At 44.6% G+C, this 21,577-nt stretch carries 19 protein-coding genes and 2 pseudogenes; 14 read left to right on the top strand and 7 right to left on the bottom strand.

What is annotated here, in order from left to right; all coding sequences use genetic code 11:
* Nucleotides 1-23: 23 nt before the first annotated feature.
* A complete protein-coding gene (gene groL / locus GTH32_RS14960; protein WP_163087225.1) occupies nt 24-1,667 on the top strand; it encodes a chaperonin GroEL in 1,644 nt (547 codons plus the stop codon).
* Nucleotides 1,668-1,844: 177 nt separating this feature from the next.
* Here groL and GTH32_RS19795 read toward each other — a convergent pair.
* Both GTH32_RS19795 and GTH32_RS19650 read right to left on the bottom strand, forming a co-directional pair.
* Nucleotides 1,845-1,922 (bottom strand): annotated as a pseudogene (locus GTH32_RS19795) (DUF1826 domain-containing protein); the annotation flags it as partial.
* Nucleotides 1,923-2,051: 129 nt separating this feature from the next.
* Nucleotides 2,052-2,144, bottom strand: a pseudogene (locus GTH32_RS19650) (GTP-binding protein); the annotation flags it as partial.
* Between the two features lie 211 nt (nt 2,145-2,355).
* Between GTH32_RS19650 and GTH32_RS14975 the strand changes: the two are divergent.
* A complete protein-coding gene (locus GTH32_RS14975) occupies nt 2,356-4,302 on the top strand; it encodes a putative bifunctional diguanylate cyclase/phosphodiesterase (protein WP_163087227.1) in 1,947 nt (648 codons plus the stop codon).
* Between the two features lie 154 nt (nt 4,303-4,456).
* Here GTH32_RS14975 and GTH32_RS14980 read toward each other — a convergent pair whose 3' ends face one another.
* Nucleotides 4,457-4,738 (bottom strand): hypothetical protein, encoded by a 282-nt coding sequence (locus tag GTH32_RS14980; RefSeq protein WP_163087229.1) that lies wholly within the window; start codon nt 4,736-4,738, stop codon nt 4,457-4,459.
* Nucleotides 4,739-4,768: 30 nt separating this feature from the next.
* Nucleotides 4,769-6,841, bottom strand: a complete 2,073-nt coding sequence (locus GTH32_RS14985; protein WP_163087231.1) for an amidohydrolase family protein — start codon at nt 6,839-6,841, stop codon at nt 4,769-4,771.
* A gap of 620 nt (nt 6,842-7,461) precedes the next feature.
* On the opposite strand from GTH32_RS14985, the gene GTH32_RS14990 reads away from it, so the two are divergent.
* The 7 genes from GTH32_RS14990 (at nt 7,462) to ppiC (ending at nt 13,310) form a co-directional block, all read left to right on the top strand.
* A complete protein-coding gene (locus GTH32_RS14990; RefSeq protein WP_163087233.1) occupies nt 7,462-7,869 on the top strand; it encodes a hypothetical protein in 408 nt (135 codons plus the stop codon).
* Between the two features lie 173 nt (nt 7,870-8,042).
* Nucleotides 8,043-8,984, top strand: a complete 942-nt coding sequence (gene cyoA, locus GTH32_RS14995; protein WP_246223278.1) for a ubiquinol oxidase subunit II — start codon at nt 8,043-8,045, stop codon at nt 8,982-8,984.
* A gap of 2 nt (nt 8,985-8,986) precedes the next feature.
* A complete protein-coding gene (gene cyoB / locus GTH32_RS15000) occupies nt 8,987-10,975 on the top strand; it encodes a cytochrome o ubiquinol oxidase subunit I (RefSeq protein WP_163087237.1) in 1,989 nt (662 codons plus the stop codon).
* Nucleotides 10,972-11,583 (top strand): cytochrome o ubiquinol oxidase subunit III, encoded by a 612-nt coding sequence (gene cyoC / locus GTH32_RS15005; protein WP_163087239.1) that lies wholly within the window; start codon nt 10,972-10,974, stop codon nt 11,581-11,583. The genes cyoB and cyoC overlap by 4 nt, the downstream gene beginning before the upstream one ends.
* Entirely contained in the window at nt 11,583-11,945 is a 363-nt protein-coding gene (gene cyoD / locus GTH32_RS15010; protein WP_163087241.1) for a cytochrome o ubiquinol oxidase subunit IV, read from the top strand. The genes cyoC and cyoD overlap by 1 nt, the downstream gene beginning before the upstream one ends.
* 45 nt (nt 11,946-11,990) lie before the next feature.
* Complete coding sequence (gene cyoE, locus GTH32_RS15015; protein WP_163087243.1) at nt 11,991-12,887, top strand: heme o synthase; 897 nt, start codon at nt 11,991-11,993, stop codon at nt 12,885-12,887.
* 141 nt (nt 12,888-13,028) lie between these two features.
* The gene (gene ppiC / locus GTH32_RS15020; protein WP_163087245.1) at nt 13,029-13,310 is read left to right on the top strand and encodes a peptidylprolyl isomerase PpiC; all 282 of its coding nucleotides are present in this window, start codon (nt 13,029-13,031) and stop codon (nt 13,308-13,310) included.
* Between the two features lie 8 nt (nt 13,311-13,318).
* Here ppiC and GTH32_RS15025 read toward each other — a convergent pair whose 3' ends face one another.
* The gene (locus tag GTH32_RS15025) at nt 13,319-14,077 is read right to left on the bottom strand and encodes a hypothetical protein (protein WP_246223279.1); all 759 of its coding nucleotides are present in this window, start codon (nt 14,075-14,077) and stop codon (nt 13,319-13,321) included.
* A 114-nt stretch (nt 14,078-14,191) separates the two neighbouring features.
* On the bottom strand, nt 14,192-14,368 hold the full coding sequence (locus tag GTH32_RS15030) for a DUF6435 family protein (protein ID WP_163087247.1): 177 nt from the start codon (nt 14,366-14,368) through the stop codon (nt 14,192-14,194).
* Between the two features lie 400 nt (nt 14,369-14,768).
* On the opposite strand from GTH32_RS15030, the gene GTH32_RS15035 reads away from it, so the two are divergent.
* The 5 genes from GTH32_RS15035 to speA all read left to right on the top strand — a co-directional run bounded on the left by GTH32_RS15035 (nt 14,769) and on the right by speA (nt 20,335).
* Entirely contained in the window at nt 14,769-15,926 is a 1,158-nt protein-coding gene (locus GTH32_RS15035; protein WP_163087249.1) for a Rossmann-fold NAD(P)-binding domain-containing protein, read from the top strand.
* Between the two features lie 2 nt (nt 15,927-15,928).
* A complete protein-coding gene (locus GTH32_RS15040) occupies nt 15,929-16,213 on the top strand; it encodes a proton-translocating transhydrogenase family protein (RefSeq protein WP_163087251.1) in 285 nt (94 codons plus the stop codon).
* An 11-nt stretch (nt 16,214-16,224) separates the two neighbouring features.
* Entirely contained in the window at nt 16,225-17,613 is a 1,389-nt protein-coding gene (locus GTH32_RS15045; RefSeq protein WP_163087253.1) for an NAD(P)(+) transhydrogenase (Re/Si-specific) subunit beta, read from the top strand.
* A gap of 264 nt (nt 17,614-17,877) precedes the next feature.
* A complete protein-coding gene (locus GTH32_RS15050) occupies nt 17,878-18,312 on the top strand; it encodes an arginine decarboxylase (RefSeq protein WP_163087255.1) in 435 nt (144 codons plus the stop codon).
* A 112-nt stretch (nt 18,313-18,424) separates the two neighbouring features.
* Nucleotides 18,425-20,335, top strand: coding sequence for a biosynthetic arginine decarboxylase (speA, locus tag GTH32_RS15055; RefSeq protein ID WP_163087257.1), 1,911 nt, complete (start codon nt 18,425-18,427; stop codon nt 20,333-20,335).
* Between the two features lie 42 nt (nt 20,336-20,377).
* On the opposite strand, the gene GTH32_RS15060 is transcribed toward speA, so the two are convergent.
* Nucleotides 20,378-21,535 (bottom strand): serine hydrolase domain-containing protein, encoded by a 1,158-nt coding sequence (locus tag GTH32_RS15060; protein WP_163087259.1) that lies wholly within the window; start codon nt 21,533-21,535, stop codon nt 20,378-20,380.
* Between the last annotated feature and the right edge of the window lie 42 nt (nt 21,536-21,577).

The following is a 21,577-nucleotide window of genomic DNA, read 5'->3' on the forward strand; positions in this document are numbered from 1 at the left end:
CCGAATTAGAGAGGAATTGAATCATGGCAGCTAAAGAAGTACGTTTTGGTGATGACGCGCGTTCAAAAATGCTTAAAGGTGTTAACACCCTAGCAAACGCAGTTAAAGTAACCCTAGGTCCAAAAGGCCGTAACGTTGTACTAGATAAGTCATTTGGTGCCCCTACCATTACTAAAGATGGTGTATCTGTAGCGAAAGAAATCGAACTTGAAGACAAGTTTGAAAACATGGGCGCACAGATGGTTAAAGAAGTAGCGTCTAAGGCGAACGATGAAGCGGGTGACGGTACTACTACTGCAACAGTACTAGCGCAAGCTATTGTAACTGAAGGTCTTAAGAGCGTTGCTGCGGGTATGAACCCAATGGATCTTAAGCGCGGTATCGACAAAGCTGTTATTGCTGCAGTTGAAGAGCTTAAAGCGCTTTCTACTGACTGTGCAGACAGCAAGTCTATCGCTCAGGTTGGTACTATCTCTGCAAACACAGACGCAGAAGTAGGCGACATCATTGCACAAGCAATGGAAAAAGTAGGTAAAGAAGGTGTTATCACTGTAGAAGAAGGTCAAGCACTTCAAAACGAACTAGACGTTGTTGAAGGTATGCAGTTCGACCGTGGTTACCTATCGCCTTACTTCATCAACAACCAAGAAAACGGCACTGTTGAACTAGACAACCCGTTCATCCTATTGGTTGATAAGAAAATTTCTAACATCCGTGAACTACTTCCTACCCTTGAAGGCGTAGCGAAAGCAGGTAAGCCGCTTATGATCATCGCTGAAGATGTTGAAGGCGAAGCGCTTGCTACTCTAGTCGTTAACAACATGCGCGGTATTGTTAAAGTTGCAGCGGTTAAAGCACCTGGTTTTGGTGATCGTCGTAAAGCTATGCTTCAAGACATCGCTATTCTTACCGGTGGTACTGTTATCTCTGAAGAGATTGGCCTTGAACTTGAAAAAGTACAACTAGAAGACCTAGGTACTGCTAAGCGCGTAGTTATCAATAAAGACAACACTACTGTTGTTGACGGTAACGGCGACGAAGAAGCCATTGAAGGCCGTTGTGCTCAAATCAAAGGTCAAATTGAAGAATCTTCATCTGACTACGATAAAGAAAAACTTCAAGAGCGTCTTGCTAAGCTTTCAGGCGGTGTTGCAGTAATTAAAGTAGGTGCAGCAACCGAAGTTGAAATGAAAGAGAAGAAAGACCGTGTTGAAGATGCACTACACGCAACTCGCGCCGCGGTTGAAGAAGGCGTAGTACCTGGTGGTGGTGTTGCTCTAGTTCGCGCCGCATCTAAGCTTAGCGAACTAACTGGCGACAACGAAGACCAAACTGTAGGTATTAAGCTTGCACTACGAGCGATGGAAGCACCTCTACGTCAAATCGCATCTAACGCAGGTGCTGAAGCGTCTGTTGTTATCAATGCAGTTAAAGGCGGCGACGGTAACTACGGTTACAATGCAGGCAACGACACCTATGGTGACATGCTAGACATGGGTATTCTTGACCCAACTAAAGTAACGCGCTCTGCACTACAGTTCGCCTCTTCAATTGCTTCACTTATGATTACCACTGAAGCGATGGTTGCTGAACTTCCTAAAGACGAAGCTGCTGCTCCTGCAATGCCTGATATGGGCGGCATGGGTGGAATGGGCGGCATGATGTAATCAATTGCTGCCTCTAGCAGTCCTTTTAAATCAAGGGTTTATGTTCAATGTATACAGTTAAGTATACGCGAATGTAGACAGTGATGTAGGACGAAAAGAAGCTTTAAGAAAGGCGTTGGGTTTAGACTCAGCGCCTTTTTTTTGGTTATTCGAACGTGTTAATCGGTGTGGCAATATCTAATCAACTACATCTAATGTCATTACAATGCGCGGTTGATTAGTCGTCACAGGGGGAGAGCGATGCACTATCCCTGCATTCTCATTACCATGCTACAACTCGTCTTTTCAAATGGCAGCATCACCCGCAGCTAACGTTTGTATATTCTGCTCTGTACGGTATAAGCCAGGCTCACTATCGTTCACAATAACCGCTACGCGCTTTCAATCGCGGTTGTTGAGGATGTGGCTAAGAACGGTGGTTTTTCCTGCGCCTAGATAGCCAGTCAGAGCGGTAACGGAAAGTTTAGGGGGAGCCATAGGGAAAGGAAACTTGGGTTTACGCACGCGAAAACAAAATTAATATATGAATAAGTACTAAATTCACATTACTTACTTGCTTAAACCGGCTGTGCTGCTAAATTGCTTTAGTAATAGCCAATTATTGTCCTATTTTTAGTCATTTCAATATATTTAGTTTCAGCTACTTATTACGATAAAAAAGTGCAGCAGCAAAAGAGCCCTATAAAATATGCTATCTACCAATAAAGGAATAAGAAAGGCGCTACCGATATTAACACTGACTTTCTTTCTGTTTGCTTTGTTACTGGTTTGGTGTTTTTTTACGCTTACTCACAGTAGCTATTTTCACCAGCTAAACATGCGTCACTTCAAATATACAACAGAATTGACCACGCTAATTTATGCCCCTAGCAATGAGATTTCTCACTCGCAGCCTATTGATACACAGGCTTTGCGTCAAACGCTTATTAATCTGCGTCAACAGCCTCAAGACTGCCTGTCGATGGTAACCAAAACAGATGCTTTTATCATGAAGATGATTGGCACCGATTCTATTATTTCAATTTGCGAGAGAGACGTGGCGACAGGGAACAAATCCTTAGCGTATTTGACCGATTTTGAACAAGGCAATATTAGTAGGGAAATGCTGCAACAGCAGTTGGTTAACGCGCTAAATGAATTTAGTGCTAATTCTAGTGAATTTGAGAAACCTGTAGCGCAAACAGTGCACTTTATTTCCACCGTTACCTTGTCGGTGATTATTCTTTCTTCTCTTGTTGTGTTGGCGTTTGCGTTGTTTATTTCTCGCGCAGTGGCATCGGGTCTTACCAATAGAGAGGAAGCGATGAAGGCGCTGGCCCATAGCGAAGCACGTAACAAACAGCTTGCCTATACAGACTTACTTACTGGGTTGCCAAACAGAAACTTACTCGATCATACCATTGATACGGCGATTAAAAGTGCTGAGCGCAATGATTTACAGTTTGCAGTAATGTTTGTAGACCTTGATAGGTTCAAAGATGTTAATGATACGCTAGGACATACTATTGGTGACAAGTTACTGGTCATTATGGCGAAGCGGATTGCAGACGCGGTTCGTTCTACCGACCATGTAGTGCGCTTTGGTGGAGATGAGTTTGTGGCAGTCACTGATGGTTTCGAGTCTGTTGAAACTATCGACTATATTGCGCATAAAATTATTGATGCCATAAAGCAACCCGTGAAGCTTACAGATAGTGGCAACGATTCTTATATAACCGCGAGTATAGGGGTAGCGTGTTACCCTCAAAACGGGTTAAACGCCACGCTTTTGCTTAAGCACGCAGACACTGCCATGTACCAAGCAAAACGGGCGGGCAAAAACCGATACAAAGCGTTTGATAGGTTATCTGCGCTCAAGCAAAATAGAAAATTGAAGCTGGTAGATCAACTTCATCATGCTATAAGCAATAACGAGCTCAGTGTGGTTTATCAGCCTATTGTGCGCCTGGCCGATGGTATGACCGTAGGTAGCGAAGCCTTATTACGTTGGACAAACAGTGACAATGAAGCTATTTCGCCGGCCGAGTTTATTCCTATAGCTGAGCACTCTGGCCAAATACTTGATATAGGTTACTGGGTATTAGAACAAGCGTGCATGCAATGTAAAAAATGGCATAACGAAGGTGCGCCTCATCACGCCATGGCCATTAACGTTTCCTCACATCAATTGAAAGACCCACATTTTACCCGACGTTTGGCGAGTATTTTGACAGAGCTATCTTTGCCGGCGAGTTTTATTCACTTGGAAGTTACGGAAAATAGTGCCATTACCGAAGATCAAGCGAGCGTTGCTACCTTGCATCACCTGGCGGGGCTGGGCACCAAACTGTTGCTGGATGATTTTGGTACCGGCTATTCGTGTTTAAGCTACCTTAAAGATTTACCGTTCCACATACTTAAAATAGATAAAAGCTTTATGCCCGCCGATAACACTATAGCCTCAACCATTATTGCTATGGGGCATGAAATGAATAGGCCGATTGTGGCAGAGGGCATTGAAACAATGCCCTGTTACGCTCACTTAAAGGCCTTAAATTGTCAGTATGGGCAAGGTTTTTTGTTCCAAAAGCCGGTTCCACCACACCAATTTGATACTTCCAAACGTTACGCGTGTATTACTTCAGTGCTGGCGTAATGGATAACCCTATAGGTAAAAAAGAGCATAGGTCTAACGGGTATATGCATCGATGAAAAAACCCTAAATATTCGCAAATTCGTCGCTGACGAGGAAGCTAGGTATTCGCCTTGTACGTTAAAAGCGCCTTGTGGCTGCATTGCTATTGTAGGTGTTACTCCGAACGGTTAAACATCCCAGAGCCAAAGCCGAAACCGCCTACACCTAATACAAAACCGAAGTCGTACCATCCGCCGTTATTGTAAATAGCGTAAATAGCCACATCGTCAAAAATGAGTGAACCTAGCCACGAAAAAATAATAATAAGGCCGTGCCATAACCCATGAAAAAAGCCTACTTTTTCGGCAGTTTGTGCCTGCGCAAAGGTCATTTGATCAGCGCACCCTGTCAGTACTAGTAGTAGTAAGGTTATCAATACCAGTTTCTGGTTTTGCATACTTATCCTCCTTTATAGGTTGTCTCATTTTTACTGTTGATTAAGGTCTGGCATAGAGATGCTTGGAACAGGCGTAAATGGTGCAATGCCAAAGTCGGGATACACTTCAGTGGGGAAGAAGAACTTTCCTTGAGTGGCCACCATCGCAATGGTCTTTATGGCTTTTAAATCAGAGGTAGGATCGCCAGGTACTAAGAAGAAGTCGGCTTTTTTACCCACCTGAATTACCCCACGATCGTCATGACCGAGGTACTGCGACATATCATAAGAGGCACGTTTTAATACTTCTGCTGGGGTCATACCTATTTGCTCAAATAGCTCTAGTTCGCGATGAAGATAAAAAGCGCCGCCCATATCGGTGCCAGGAACCAGCAAAATTCCCTTCTGGTGCATTAATGACAAGGTAGCCATAATTTTTTGAAAGGCCGCTCGATAGGCTCTGTCTTCTGCGTCATCAGCTACATTTAGCATGGCTGATTTCGCGTTTCTCTGAACGCTTATAGGCATATGATCGATATAGTCGGTAACGGCTTTATTGGTAATACCGTTGCGCCCCGTCATTGCGTATTCGTGAATAACCACAGTAGGGTCGTGAGCAATATTATTTTCAACCATTAGCGCTAAAGTGTGTTCTACCTTGTCACTGGTTAGGTCCAAATCGGTAAAGCGTTTCATCCCGGTTATTCTAAATAACGTACGGGTATCTTCTTCAGGCGCTAATACCCAGCCCAGCATTATTTGGTTGATATGGGTTAGCTCGTCATACCCTGCTTCTATCATTTGATCAGCGCGATAAAACGCAGGCACATGACCTGCCACACGTAAGCCTAGTTTATGTGCTTGAGCAACAATATCTGTAACCCATTCGCCATTCATCGAATTATATATTTTAATTTGCCAGTAGCCTTTTTTCGCGTAGTCTCGAACTAATGCTAGCGCTTCATCTTTCGTAGTGGCTAGCTCTCCCGTGGCAGCGCTGTATTCACTTTTTCCTTCGATAAAGCCACTTTTGGTAATGGTAGGCCCAATAAGTACACCCCGTTCTATTTTGTCTATAAGTGCGCTTAGCACATCATCTTCATTTCCCATATCACGTACACCGGTAACGCCTGCCATAACATTCAGTAGTGCTTGGTTGTCGCCCATATGCCCATGCATATCGTATAAGCCTGCAACCAAGGTTCCGCCGTTACCGTTAATAACAACTTCATTGCTGCTTGTGGTCGTTTGCACAGGCTCGATGGCAGTGATGGTATTGTCGTTAACCACCACAGAGCGGGGAGGGGTTAGGCCTAAAGTGGTTGGGTCGAAAATACGCACATTATTAATGCGTACCGGATAATCATATTGGTGAGTTACGTTAGCTGCGATGTTTTCATATCGTTCGCTATTTAAGGTGGCCGCGAGCTCGCGTAAACGCTTATCTTCATGGGCTAGGTTGGTTGGCAATACCGCAAAGCGAGGGGACACTACCCCTAAGAATGCCTTTTTGTTGTCCATCAACACATAGGTGGGGTTTAGGTCAATTCCGCCTACGGCATAGAGGGTAGCGTCAATCTTTTTGCTGCTATCCTCGCTTAATTGTAACTGGCGTTTAGCGGTTACGGTTACTTGCCCGGCAGGTAACGCGGGATAAGATTCGCCGCCTGCATCCAATACGGTTTTAGCATAAACGTAATAAGCATAGGGGCTAGGATCCTGCGCAATATATAAAGAGGGGGTACTTACGCTTTCTTCTCCGCTCCCAGCCGCTGATTGCCAGCTTGCTTTACCATCGACAATTTCAAACCTTTCATTTACTTCATTTCCGAAGGTAGTTTTGCCCGTAATGGTCCAGCTTATAGGTACGCCCGACTCAGCCATAAGTAATGTTTCATTACTACTTGCTCCTCGCCCATTATTGCTAAAGCCGAATTCAATAAGGGTTTTAGTGCCATAGTCTGTAAGGGTTAAATCGCCTACGTCGGTGCCACCAAACATAACGTCGTAGGATGCCGTTGTAGTGGTATTCTCTACGCCGCCAGTGGTGTCAGACTGAGGGGAAGATTTTTCGCTACAGGCTGTTAATAGCGCTAGTATGGCCACGGTGAATATTAAACGCATTATGCTTGTCCTTGCGGTTATTATAATTTTGCTTTTTTGGTAAAGAATCTAAGGTAAAGCGCAGTGGAATTGATACTTTCAATAACTATAGCGCAGATCTCTATAGTTGGTTTACTAGGGTGTACGAAGAAACAAGATAAGTGGCTATTGCCTACCTTATCGCCCTACTATTTTTAGTAAGATGCGCCGTGGCAACGCCCTTTTTAAACCGCCCATTGGGGAAAAACGCTTACTCCATGAAAGTGTAGTGCGCATTTCATCGCACAAATCCGCTGTTTAAGCTACTTTTCCTCACACGTATTAGCGCGTTTAATCCACGTTATTATTTAACATTTATTTAATGTTCTTGTCCGGGGTTTGTTTAGATACATTATTAAATAGGCCTGTGGATGCCTGAATTTATGGGTTTTTAGCCCATTAAGCTTTCAGCGGCGGTAGCGGTAAAGATGCATTTAATTGTTAATTATTTGAGTTGTTTTCCATAGGCCTAACAATCCGGTTCGCGTTTTAGCACTTTTCGGCTACTTGAGCTTACTTGCGTTTCTCATTACCCTTCTCGGCTTAATAGCGATAGCTACTGTTCATCGTTTTACGTCATTATGAAGGATTTTCACCTAACTATGGCAACATCTTCGCCCTCGCATACCCACTGGATGTACAGCTTCGTGCAATCGGTGCAACAACACGCCTCGAGTGTTGGTACGTGGTTATGGATGGCTAACGTGGTGCTTTTGGTGAATGTGGTTTTAGTGCTATCTGGCACTATGGCCGAAGCGTCTGAATTTGTTAGTGCTATACAAGATAACGTAGTTATCGAACCTTATTATCTCGCGTTACTCGAGCAAACCCTTTCTCAATTCATATCGCCCGTGATTATATTGGTGCTGTTTGGCCTTAAAGTGCATTCTTGCGCCACCGCAAGAGCCGCTTATGAAGGTGATGATCGCCCACTTCCATTTGTATTCTACGAATACCCTCAGCCTTTTATACAGCAGCTAGGTAGCCGCGCCCCCCCTATTGCCCATTAACGGTTTGTTGCCTTCACGCCCAGTGAAAAGGCAAAAGAAAAACCAGTTTTAGTGTTTATTTTCAACAAATAGGCACCGTCAGTTTTTAAAACTTCTAATGCTGCCCGACCAGCGCGAATGCGCCTGTTTTTGGCAACGTTACCTTTGAACTCGTGGGTTATAGGAAAATGTTTTTGTCTATTCGTAACCTAGCTAAATTAGCTTTTGTCACGACTGTGCTTTTATTAGCCGGTTGTAGTGGTGGTGTACTTGATCCTAAAGGGCAAGTGGGCATGGATGAAAAGAATCTTATTATTCTTTGTACCATCTTAATGCTTATCGTTGTTGTCCCTGTCATTGTACTAACCCTTTATTTTGCCTGGAAATATCGTGCAAGTCGCGATTTTGAAATTTACACGCCGAAATGGGCACATTCCACCAAAATTGAAGCCGTAGTATGGTCAATTCCCATTTTAATCGTTATTGCCCTTGGCGTTATTACATGGCGCTCAACACAAGCGCTAGACCCCTACGCCCCGCTAAACGATAAGGGGGAGCACCTTACGGTAGAAGTGGTGTCACTGAACTGGAAATGGTTGTTTATTTATCCTGAGCAGGGGATAGCTACCGTTAACGAGTTGGTGTTTCCAGCCAACAAACCAGTAGCGTTTAAAATTACTTCTGAAGATGCCATGAATTCCTTTTTCATCCCTCAGCTGGGCAGCCAAATTTACTCAATGGCGGGAATGGAAACGAAACTTCACCTTATCGCTGACGAACCCGGCACGTTCAAAGGTATATCGGCTAATTACAGCGGCGCTGGGTTCTCCGATATGAAATTCGACGCTATCGCCACGCGTACCCAAGCCGACTTTGATGACTGGGTACAACACGTTAAACAACAGCGCAATGTGCTCACCGCAGAAACGTATCAGACACTTGCTGAACCTACTGAAGATCACCCCGTTACCTATTACGGCAAGGTGAGTAACGGCCTGTTTAATCAAATTGTGATGAAGTATATGAAAGACCACGGTGCTATGGACTTTTACGCTAAACCCAGCCACGGGGCTCGGGGTTCGCACAGAATGTCTGAAATGAAGCAGCCAGGTCACCATGCAGAGGTGAATGAATAACTATGTCTTTTCTAGGTAAATTGTCGATAGATGCTATTCCTTACCACGAGCCCATTATCATGGTGACGCTTGCGGTAATCGCTGTAGTAGGGCTTGTTATTGCGGGTCTTATTACAAAATACAAACAGTGGGGCACCTTATGGTTTGATTGGATCACCTCGGTGGACCACAAACGTTTAGGTGTTATGTATATCGTGCTGGCGTTAGTGATGCTGCTGCGCGGTTTTGCTGACGCTATCATGATGCGTACCCAATTGGCCGTAGCCACCAATGGCGCTGCAGGTTATTTACCCCCTGAACATTACGACCAAATATTCACTGCCCATGGCGTTATTATGATCATCTTTATGGCGATGCCATTTATGATTGGTTTGATGAACATCATATTGCCACTGCAAGTGGGGGCACGTGATGTTGCTTTTCCTTTTTTAAATAACCTGAGTTTTTGGCTTACCGCTGGCGGCGCTATTCTTATAAACGTGTCGTTGGGGCTAGGTGAATTCGCGAAAACCGGCTGGGTAGCATACCCGCCACTAGCGGGGTTAGAGCTAAGCCCTGGGGTAGGGGTAGACTATTATATATGGGCGCTACAGCTATCGGGGCTCGGCACGCTATTAACGGCAGTGAATTTTCTGGTCACGGTGTTTAAAATGCGTGCCCCAGGCATGAAGCTCATGCAAATGCCAATATTTACCTGGACCTGTACGTGGGCCAATATTTTAATTGCAGCGTCTTTCCCTATACTTACGGCCGTACTGGCTATGCTAACCCTAGACCGCTATATGGATTTTCACTTCTTCACTAAAGAAGCAGGTGGTAACTCCATGATGTATATCAATTTGTTTTGGGCATGGGGCCATCCAGAAGTATACATTCTGGTATTGCCTGCCTTTGGTATTTTTTCAGAGGTTATATCTACGTTTACCGCCAAGCGATTGTTTGGCTATAAATCTATGGTATATGCCTCGGGAGCGATTGCCATTTTAGGCTTTATCGTGTGGTTGCACCATTTCTTTACCATGGGTTCAAGTGCTAACGTTAATGCGTTCTTTGGCATCATGACCATGGTTATCGCCATCCCTACCGGCGTGAAACTCTTTAACTGGTTATTTACTATCTATCGTGGGCGATTGGTATTAAGCGTCCCCGTTTTGTGGACCTTAGGTTTTATGGTGACCTTTACCATTGGCGGTATGACAGGTGTGCTTCTGGCTATCCCAGGCGCCGACTACGTGCTGCACAATAGCCTATTTCTTATCGCGCACTTCCATAACACCATTATCGGTGGCGCAGTATTCGGGTATTTGGCAGGCTTTGCGTTTTGGTTTCCAAAAGCAATGGGCTTTAAGCTTGATGAAAAAACTGGTAAAGCCGCCTTTTGGTGCTGGCAAATTGGTTTCTTATTGGCCTTCTTGCCACTGTATGTGCTTGGGTTCCTAGGCATGACGCGCCGCCTAAATCATACCGATAATCCTGATTGGAATGTGTGGCTATATATTGCAGCCGTGGGGGCATTTGTTATTGCCATTGGCATTTTCTTCCAGTTATTACAGCTATTTATTAGCTTTAAAAATAGGCAACAACTGAAAGATAGTAGCGGAGACCCATGGAATGGCCATACGTTAGAGTGGTCCACTGCTTCACCACCTCAGTACTATAACTTTGCGCATATTCCTCATGTCAAAGATATCGACGCATGGACCGATATGAAAGAGAGCGGCGAGTCTTATCAAACGCCACAAAAATATGCCCCTATACATATGCCTAAAAATACCTCAGCAGGTGTGTTTATGAGCATGGGATTCACCATAATGGGGTTTGCGCTTATATGGCACATTTGGTGGCTAGCTATTTTAGGTTTCGTGGCGGGCGTTGGCGTGTTTATTAAGCGCTGCTATAGCAAAGACGTAGATTATTACGTGCCCGTAGATGCGATTAGTGAAATAGAAACTGCCCATTTAACCGCCAATGCAAAAGGAGTGAACTCATGAGTACCTTAGCTGCATCTATGCAAAGTGACGATGCCCATGAACATCATGAGCATCACGAAAATAATACGGTATTCGGTTTTTGGTTGTACCTAATGACTGACTGCTTGTTATTTGCCTCGTTTTTTGCCACCTACGCTGTGTTATTTATGAACACGGCTGGGGGGGTATCTGGCAAAGATATCTTTGAACTTAATTTTGTCGCCCTTGAAACCGCAGCGCTATTAGTCAGTAGTATTACTTTCGGTTTAGCCATGCTAGGCGCACAAAAGCAAAACCGCAAAGCTGCTTTGTCATGGTTAGCCGTTACTTGGGTGCTCGGCGCAAGCTTCATAGGCATGGAGGTGCACGAGTTCCATCACTTAATCATCCACGGTCATGGTCCTCAAACGAGTGCCTTTTTAACGGCTTTTTTCTCTCTTGTGGGGTTGCATGGCTTACACGTTACCGCCGGCCTAGTTTGGATGACTATTATGTTCATAGAAGTCTCGCGCCGAGGATTACCTGATCAAACGGTGACACGGTTAAGTTGCCTTAGCTTGTTTTGGCACTTCCTCGACATCGTATGGATTTGTGTGTTTACCGTGGTTTATCTAATGGGGGCAATGTAATGGCATTACATGATTCAAAAACAATAGCGCCAGGCGATGTGAATGAACACTCACATACCGACGATCACGGCGATATAAAATCCTATATCATCGGCTTCGTTCTCTCCATCGTACTAACTGCTATCCCGTTTACTTTGGTAATAGGGGGTGAATACTCAAAAGTAACGACGATTTACAGCGTGGTAACCCTGGGGTTGGTTCAGATATGGGTACACCTTAAGTATTTTCTGCACCTAAACTTTGTTACCGAAGAAGGCAGAGCCAATACATTTTCCTTCCTATTTAGCGCGCTTATCATTTTAATGGTAGTAGGGCTGTCGGTATGGATTATTTACGAGTCAAATGCCATGATGATGTACTAGTGTGTACCCTCATCACTTACGGTAATGAATAAGGTAAACAGTAAAATGAACGCTCTATTTCGCCGCTATTTTACGGTAACTAAGCCCGGTATCATTATGGGCAATCTTATTTCGGTCACTGGTGGTTTTATGCTAGGGGCGCGAGGCAACATAGATTGGTCAATAATGTTTGCAACGTTACTGGGCCTATCGTTGGTAGTGGCCTCAGGATGCGCCATCAATAATTGTATTGATAGCGATATCGATACCAAAATGCAGCGTACCCGGAGCAGGGTAACGGTCACCGGAGAGATGTCGTTAAAAGCGGCATTTTTCCATGGCGTTGTACTAGGCGTAATAGGCTTCATTTTGCTAGCAGTGTACACCAACACAACGGCCACTTTTTTCGCCGCCTTAGGTTATGTGGTTTATGTGGGGGCTTACAGCCTTTATATGAAGCGAAACTCAGTATATGGCACATTAGTAGGCAGCTTATCAGGTGCGGTGCCGCCAGTGGTTGGCTATTGTGCCGCTAGCGGGCAATTTGACGCGGCCGCGGCTATCTTGCTGTTGATGTTTAGTTTGTGGCAAATGCCGCATTCTTATGCCATTGCTATTTTTCGCTTCAAAGACTACGAAGCCTCCAATATTCCAGTGTTGCCGGTGGCTAAAGGCATGGCCAAAGCGAAACAGCATATTGTTTTGTATATCGCGGTTTTTGCGTTGGTAGCGATGCTACTTCCTATTAGTGGTTACACAGGTATGGGGTTTATGGCGGTGGCCTGTACCACAAGCCTATGGTGGCTGATGATGGCACTTAGAGGGTATCGACGGGATATCAATTTAGAAGGCTGGGCTAGACAAGTATTTGGCTTTTCTATTTTAAATATTACCGCGTTATCGATAGCAATGGCGGTGGATTATCACGAAAGCGTGCCGCAGCTGTTTGCCATGGCGTTTTAACGTTTGGTAGTGGCCCACGTTCAAAAACTTGCGCGTTACCCCTATAGGGCCATATTTGTTAAGCGATAGGCTTCTATCGCTTAACCCGCCTATGCGGTGTGCGCTATACTAAGCAGGTATTTAACTATTTAGGTAACTTTTATGGCCACCGCATCTGCGCTTCATATTTTGGTGAAAACTGAAAAAGAAGCCTTGTCTATCCTAGCGCAATTAAACAAAGGCAAAGATTTCGCCACCTTAGCTAAGCGGCATTCTACGTGTCCTTCAAAAAAAAGAGGGGGTGATCTGGGCGAGTTTCGACGCGGGCAAATGGTAAAAGCATTTGACGATGTGGTGTTTAAAAAAGAAGTGTTAAAGGTGCACGGGCCAGTTAAGACCCGTTTCGGCTACCACTTGATTAAGACTTTATATCGTAGTAGGTAAGTGTTTACTTACGGCACCCAGCGTTCCCCGCAAACGCCGTTTCGGGTATATTGATTAAACGGGCTTTTGTAAGGGTGAATATCTTGTGATAGCGCTTCTTTGTGATCGACAGAGATGAAGGGTGTCGCTAACGGCTTACCTTTTTCATCCAGCAAATAATAATGTGATGAATAATCGGCTAGAAATAATTTTTCCGTAACACCGAAATCGATAAGTTGAACCTTAGTTACCGCCTTGAACATGGCATCGCTTTTGTCTAAGGATAAAATTTTGCGATAGTAATAGCCCTTTTCTTTTTGATGCTGCGAAAACCCACTTAGCGCATCTACGAGCGCATCTAATGTGATAGCTTCTCGTTGGAGCATGAAATCGTGCTGTATTTTCTTATTATCGTCACTCGACTGCCCTGCTGTATACGCCTGTTCCTCTTCTAAATCGCTAAGGTAGGCTTTACCCGCCTCAGCATAGTTGCTAAGCGCATCTGTGTTCATATGAACAAAATAATCGCTAAGCCCAGCGGGACTTACCTCAAAAAGCCATAAGTCGGGGGTAACTGCGCCTCGTTCTTTCGGTGTCTGGGGGCCTTTAGGCACACATTGTTGGGATATAAAGTAGTAATACTGGCCAGCTTTTATAGCATGGGCACTAGGTATAAACCACAATAAGCAAAGCAACACACTTAAAGAAAAAGAAAACGAAAACCGGGAATTAACTCGCCTTAGGCTAGTAAGGCGAAATAGAGACGAACGCTTTTGTGATAAACCCATAGGAAACCTTATAAATGCACAACAGCACATCATGCGCAAAGCGGCACAATCGTAAAATGAGATCCTAGTGTAAAGGTTGAGCGTCTAAAGTGCGAACAAACCCTTGTTGGTTATTTACCCTTGGTTGTTTTCGATAGTCTCAATTTGCTTTAAAAGCGCATCTGATTCAGCAGTTAGCATAGAGTACGTCTTAATATCGCCATTGCGCTGAGCATGCAGGGCACGTTCAAGCAATTTGTCGTATTGGCGGCGTAATTTTTTGCTGGGATTAGACTTAAACAGGCTAAACATAGGCCTTTCTCAGTGGTTGGATGACCTATATTTAACGTAAAAGGTAACTGAAGCGATCATCTATTAAACGGTTGTAATACACGCTATACCCCTTTTATTCTCTCGCTTTTTCCAGCAATTACTCTACAAAAACCACTCCCCCTCCTTCTATTTCATATAAACAATAGTTATGACTCGGAAGGAAAAGATACTAGTTATATATAGGCATATAACGTAGGTTTAATCGCGATCGCTACCTTAATTAGTGGCGTGAATTCTATTACTACCCATAAAAATAATAAATATTAATAGATCTACAACTTTTGATTTAGCAAAAAAATGGTAAGCATAAGTGAATAAAATGGCTTGATCGCCTTCGATCAGTGTCATTCTCAGGTTGCCTGGAACAAAGGAGAAGCGTGTGAAAATCATTGTGTTAAACGAAGCGAAAGCGCCCGATCCGAACTCTCACATAGAGAGCCGGTGTGCGGTAACGCCTGCAAGTGCACAGCGTTTGTGTAAGCAGGGTGTAGAAGTAACCGTTGAGGCGGGTGCGGGCAATTTATCAGGTTATCTTGATAAAGAGTATGAAGAGGCAGGGGCAGTTGTTATTAATGACGTGAATGATGCTTTATCAACTGCTGATATGTTGGTTGCCGTTAATAAGCCTACAGAAGCACAATTGTCGGTGATGAAAAAAGGGGCCATTGTGGTAGGCCACCTTGACCCTTTCTTTCAGCAACCGCTAATTGAGTCTATTGCAAATAAAGGGCTCACTGCTATCTCTGTTGAGATGATCCCACGTTCATCCCGCGCACAGAAAATGGATGCACTGAGCTCACAAGCCAGCCTAGCTGGTTACGTCATGGTGATGCAAGCCGCCAATCATTTACCGTCTATCTTACCTATGATGATGACGCCCTCAGGTACTATCAAGCCAGCGAAAGTTTTTGTTATCGGAGCGGGTGTAGCCGGGCTGCAGGCTATTGCTACGGCAAAACGCTTAGGTGCTAACGTACTGGCGTATGACACGCGTCCTGTGGTAGCTGAGCAGGTTGAATCGTTAGGTGGGAAATTTTTGAAAATTGATATTGGTGAAACGGGGCAAACCAAAGATGGTTATGCCAAGGAGTTAACCGATGAGCAAAAAGCGAAGCAACAAGACGCACAGCGCGATGCAATTGCCGATTCCGATATTGTTATTACTACCGCTCAGTTGTTTGGACGCAAACCTCCTTTGCTAATTAGTCAGTCAACGTTAGCGTTAATGAAGCCAGGGAGTGTGGTAGTAGATATGGCGGCGCAATCTGGGGGCAATGTTGAAGGCTCGGTACCCGGCGAAACGGTTGTGGTAAACGGTGTTACCGTTATTGGTTCAGGGCATTGGAGTCAGCGCGTAGCCAGGGCTGCCACCGATATGTACGCCAATAACATTTACAACTTGGTGTCTGAGTTTTTAGATTCTGAAACCACACGCTTCAAGCTCGATCTCGAAGACGACATTTTAAAAGGCTGTGTCATCGTTCACGACAATAAGGTGACCAACGAGATGTTAACTAACGCTTACAAGGGAGCTTAATTGTGGAAATTATTTATCTGTTATTTATCGTTCTGTTAGCAGCGTTTTTAGGTTTTGAGCTTATTCGCAAAGTACCTGCGACGCTACATACTCCGTTAATGTCAGGTTCAAACGCCATTTCCGGCATTACGTTGGTAGGGGCGCTAGTTGCCTCGGGCAATGACAATGGCGTATTAACAACCATACTCGGCACCGCCGCAGTAGCCTTAGCGAGCATCAATGTAGTAGGTGGATACTTAGTTACCGACCGTATGTTGAGTATGTTCAAAAAGAAAGATAAGAAGTAAGGGGCGCGCAAGTGAACGATATAGCAACCATAATTAATCTTGCGTACGTTGTTGCAGCGGCGCTATTCATTTTAGGTTTGAAATTACTAAGTCATCCAGATAGTGCGAAGCGGGGCAACTTCGTTTCTGCCGTGGGTATGTTAATTGCGGTAGTGGTAACCTTACTCGACCAGCAAATTATTAGTTACCAGTGGATCTTACTTGGGTTTGTCATAGGGGGCGCTTTTGGTGCTTGGAAAGCAAAAACCGTGGAAATGACGGCCATGCCAGAAATGGTATCCTTATTTAACGGCTTTGGCGGCGCTGCTTCTTTATTGTTAGGTTGGGCCACGCTGGCAGGAATGAATTCTGTTGTTGTTCAGACTACAGGCGCTTTTACCTTCATTACCCTGTTTTTTACTGTGCTAGTGGGTGGGGTAACCTTCTCAGGCTCGGTGGTAGCATGGGGGAAGTTGTCTGGTAAATTATCATCAAAAGCGGTCATTTTTACCGGCCTTCGCGAACTTAGCATTTTGCATATTATCGCCATGCTGGTGGTGGGGTACTTGTTTACCACCCAGCCGCAAAACACGGTTTGGCTCTATTGCATCATTGCCTTGGCGCTAAGTTTTGGCTTATGGGCAACCATATCTATTGGCGGTGCTGATATGCCCGTCGTCATCGCCTTGTTAAACAGCTATTCAGGTATAGCTGCAACCGCCGCTGGGCTTGCAACGGGCAATACCATTCTTATCGTTACCGGCCTTTTGGTGGGTGCTTCGGGTCTTATTCTTACTAATATTATGTGTAAGGCAATGAACCGTTCGTTAGCGAATGTGTTGCTCTCTGGGTTTGCTAAGCCTATTGAAGCAGGGGAAAAAATTGAAGGTGAAATTAAAGTGCTGTCAGCGCAAGATGCGTTTTATGTGTTAGAAGCCGCGCAGTCAGTATTGGTCATCCCTGGTTACGGTATGGCAGTGGCGCAAGCGCAACATGCGGTGCGCGAAATGCAGTCGTTATTAGAAGATAATGGTTGTACTGTAGACTACGCTATACACGCCGTTGCTGGACGTATGCCGGGACATATGAACGTGTTACTGGCTGAGGCCGATGTGCCCTACGATCAGTTATACGAAATGGATGATGTAAACCCACGAATGGAAAATTACGATGTGGCTATTGTCATTGGTGCCAACGATGTAGTGAATCCAGCCGCTAAAGAAATGAAGGGTAGCCCTATTTACGGCATGCCTGTTATTGAAGCTTACCGGGCTAAAACCGTGTTTGTACTTAAGCGGTCGGCCAATGCCGGTTTTGCCGGAGTGGATAACCCACTATTCTTTAAAGACAATACGCGTATGGTATTAGGCGATGCGAAAGAAACAATTAATAATATCGTTAGAGAATTTGGCGACGATTAATTTTGCTTCTTAATATGTTAGGGGCGTGGGGCCGAGGGTCTCACGCCCTTTTTTATTGCTCTTTTTTACCCATAAATTTGTTTATTAAATGGCGGTATTGCAAATGCCACGGCTTTTTGTAACAGGTATATATACCTATGAATAGATAAGGCCACGAAAAAATACGGGGGATGCGTTGTACTTCCGTGTCTATCACTCGTACCATATGTACATATATCACCGCCATTAATTCATCACCATTAATTGTGGAACGAAAAGAAGTACATGTCTCAACAGCCCTATCGAATAGAAATATTGAACAACTGTATCTGCGTAACCTTACGGGGACATTGGGATATGGCCACAAACATTCACTATCTGTCTAGCTTAGCGAACACCCTTAATAGCCGAAAAGGTTCTTCATTTTACCTTTTGGTAGATATGCGTACGTGGGTAGTACCGGCTTCTGCGGTATCGCAGAGAATAAAAGGCCATATTCATTTAGACCGTCGCAATCAAATGAGCGAACTATGGCTTCAAAGTGGCAGCGCCGACGTTGAGCATATTGCTGATAAATTTTCAGGTGAGCAACATTTCACTTTGCACCGTATTAGCACTGTCGACCTCTTTTTAGAAAAGGTTGAACAAGTGTGTGGCCATGACAATAAACTAACGGTTGCTGAATGGTTAGAACGCAATACCATCGATAAACAAAATTAGTCGCGACAATAGATATTTTACATCGCACTGTATATTTTGTTGTCTATAATACGCCCCCTATTTCCTATTAATGCCGAGCAGTGTCTCGGCACAAATAACAAGGTGAACGACATTGGCAGATTGGAGCATTGAAGAAGCAGAACGCGTATATGGCGTTTCTCAGTGGGGCGGCGGTTATTTTCAAATAGGTGAAAATGGCAATGTGCATGCTACCCCCGTGCCCGATGACCCTAGCATTCGTATTGATTTTAAATCAGTCATTGAAGAAATCCGCCAAGAAGGCGTTCAGTTCCCTGTGGTTGTGCGCTTCCATGATATTTTGCGTTCGCAGGTGGCAAGCCTTAATAAGACGTTTAGAAGCACTATAGAAGAAGCCCAGTATACCGGGCAGTATCAAGGCGTGTACCCGGTTAAAGTGAACCAGATGCGAGAAGTGGTGGAAGAAATTGTCGATGCAGGCACACCCTTTAATTACGGGTTAGAAGCAGGTTCGAAAGCAGAGCTGCTCACTGTATTAGCAATGAACACCAATGAAGATTCGTTAACCATTTTAAATGGCTATAAAGACGACGAATTCATGCGCCTAGCATTATTAGGGCGTAAGCTGGGCCGCAAAGTTGTTGTGGTGGTAGAGAAATACAGTGAATTACTGCTGTTAGTAAAAACGGCGAAAGAACTTAACATTGACCCTATTATCGGCGTTCGCGCAAAAATGACAGTTAAAGGGCGCGGCAAGTGGGAAAGCTCTGGCGGTGAACGCGCTAAGTTTGGGCTTACTATTACCGAAATTATCAAAACAGCGCGCTACCTTGAAGAGCAAGGTATGGCAGATTGTTTGAAACTGCTTCATTTTCATATTGGAAGCCAACTAACCGATATTCGTGCTGTAAAAGAAGCGATGACTGAAGGAGCGCGCATTTATGCCGACCTCCATAAGATGGGATTCCCGTTAGATTATGTCGATGTAGGTGGTGGCCTTGGCATTGACTACGATGGCAGTAATTCTACGAACGAATCGTCGCGCAACTATAGCATGCAAGAATATGTGGCAGACGTGGTGTATGGCATGAAAGAAATGTGTGACCTTGAAGGTGTGCCACACCCTAATCTTGTTAGTGAAAGTGGCCGTGCAATTACGGCGCATCACAGCTGCGTGGTTACTGAAATAGTCGGTGAAATAAAGTCTAATTCGGCCAGTATCGATACAAGTGAGAAAGAGGGCGAACACTTTTTCTTAAAAAACATGCGTGAGTTGGCTGACACCTTCGAGAGTCAAACGAATATGCATGAGGTATATAACGATGCCTCTCAATATAAAGAGCAAGCGTTGGATGCCTTTAAACTGCGAGTGATCACGCTAGAAGAACTGGCAAAAATTGAAACTCTGTATTGGGAAATTATGGCGCGATTGCAAGTTTGGTATCGCCAAGAAGAGTATGTACCTGAAGAATTGCAGGAGCTTGATTACAGCCTTTCTTCGCAATACTTATGTAACTTCTCAGTATTTCAGTCGGCCGCCGACACCTGGGCTATAGACCAATTGCTGCCTGTGGTACCGTTAACGCGGTTAAACGAAAAGCCGTCGGTGAACTGTTCACTTGTAGATATTACGTGCGATAGCGATGGCAAAATTGACCAATTTACAATAGGGCGAGAAATTACTGACGTACTGCCTATGCATCCGTTACGTAAAGACGAGTCTTATTATGTCGGGTTGTTTTTAACAGGGGCATACCAAGACGTGATGGGCGATATGCATAACTTGTTCGGACGGTTAAACGAAGTGCATATATTTAGTTATGACGATGACCCTGAAGACTTTTATATTGAAGAAGTGGTTAAAGGCTCTTCGGTAGAAGACGTGCTAAATATTATGCAGTATAACCCCCGTGCTATGGCGTCGGATGTTAAACGCTTTATCGATCGTAAAGTATCCAGCGGAGTGATAAACCCGCGTGAAGGGGTTCGATGGACAGACTTCTATGAAGACTGTTTAAGTGGCTACACCTATCTCAAACCGTAACGCATAGGGTAAGCCGTTACGGAGGGCTTAAACAGGCGGGGGCTATTTTGCCTCAGCCTGTTTAAAGTAACGTTTCCAAAATTCTGCAGTGGTGGAATTAATCATGTTCGACTCTGCGTTCATCAACATCACATAACCTACTTTATAGTCGGGCGCGAACGACACATCTGCGCGGTATCCTTTAACCCACCCCCCATGGTAGTTAATACGCTTTCCCTCAAAGTCATAAATTCGCCAGCCTAATCCGTAGTGAGCATCATCGAGAAGCCCGCGCCAACCTCGGCGGTTTATTTCACGCTGGGTTTTTACTCTAGGCGTAGTAACGTCTTTTATCATTTGTGCAGAAATAACAGTAGGGAATTCACCCAATAAAGCCTGCAAATAAATGGTCATGTCAGCAATACTGGCGTTCACTCCAGCTGCCGGAGAAAAACGGTAATAATTACTTTCTACACGCCCCTCGCGCCAGCGATTACGTGCTATTGCGATATGCGGGTGAGCCCATGATTCGGATGCCAATAGGCCCCCTTTACCTACACTGGCGGTAGACATACCTAGTGGCGTGAGTAACTGAGTTTGTAACTCCCGCGAATATGAGGTGTTGTTATTACTAAAATAGTACGCCAGTGCCCCAAATAGGGCGTTTTGATAGGTATAGCAATCGCCAGGCTTACACAACGGGGTGAGCTCTGACATTGAAGTAAGTACTCTTTCTAACGAATAATCTGCTTCAATGAGATTGTCGTAAGCATTCGGGATAAAGCCGCTGGATTGCCCCACGATATGTTGAAGTTGCAGCGCGTCCATCCCGTTTTTGTCAAAAGGTATATCTGGAAGCAGCGTGGATATAGGGGTATCCCACTGAAGACGATTCTGCTCTACCAAACGGGCTGACAGTAATGCGGTAAACGTTTTCGATACCGAAGCTAAGCGAAATACCGTGTCTTTAGTAATTCGCTCACCCGATTTATGCGTGCGCCCGTACACATACACCTGTGGCTCTTTGCCTTGCTCATAATAAACAAATGCATAGCCAGGCACATTATATTTGTCTGCTTGCTTTTTAACGTAGCTTGCGTAGTTGTCAAGCCACTGCTCGGCGTAGGTTACAGGCGAAAAGCAACCCATCAACACGAGCATTAGAAGGCTAAGGTAATATTTCAAAAGGCGTTTATTCCCTTGGCGGAAAGAGTGCTGCATGAATTTCGCTCAGTTGGGGCACGTCCAATGGGGGTGCAGAAT

The organism is Alteromonas profundi (assembly GCF_010500865.1).
Classification (GTDB): domain Bacteria; phylum Pseudomonadota; class Gammaproteobacteria; order Enterobacterales; family Alteromonadaceae; genus Alteromonas; species Alteromonas profundi.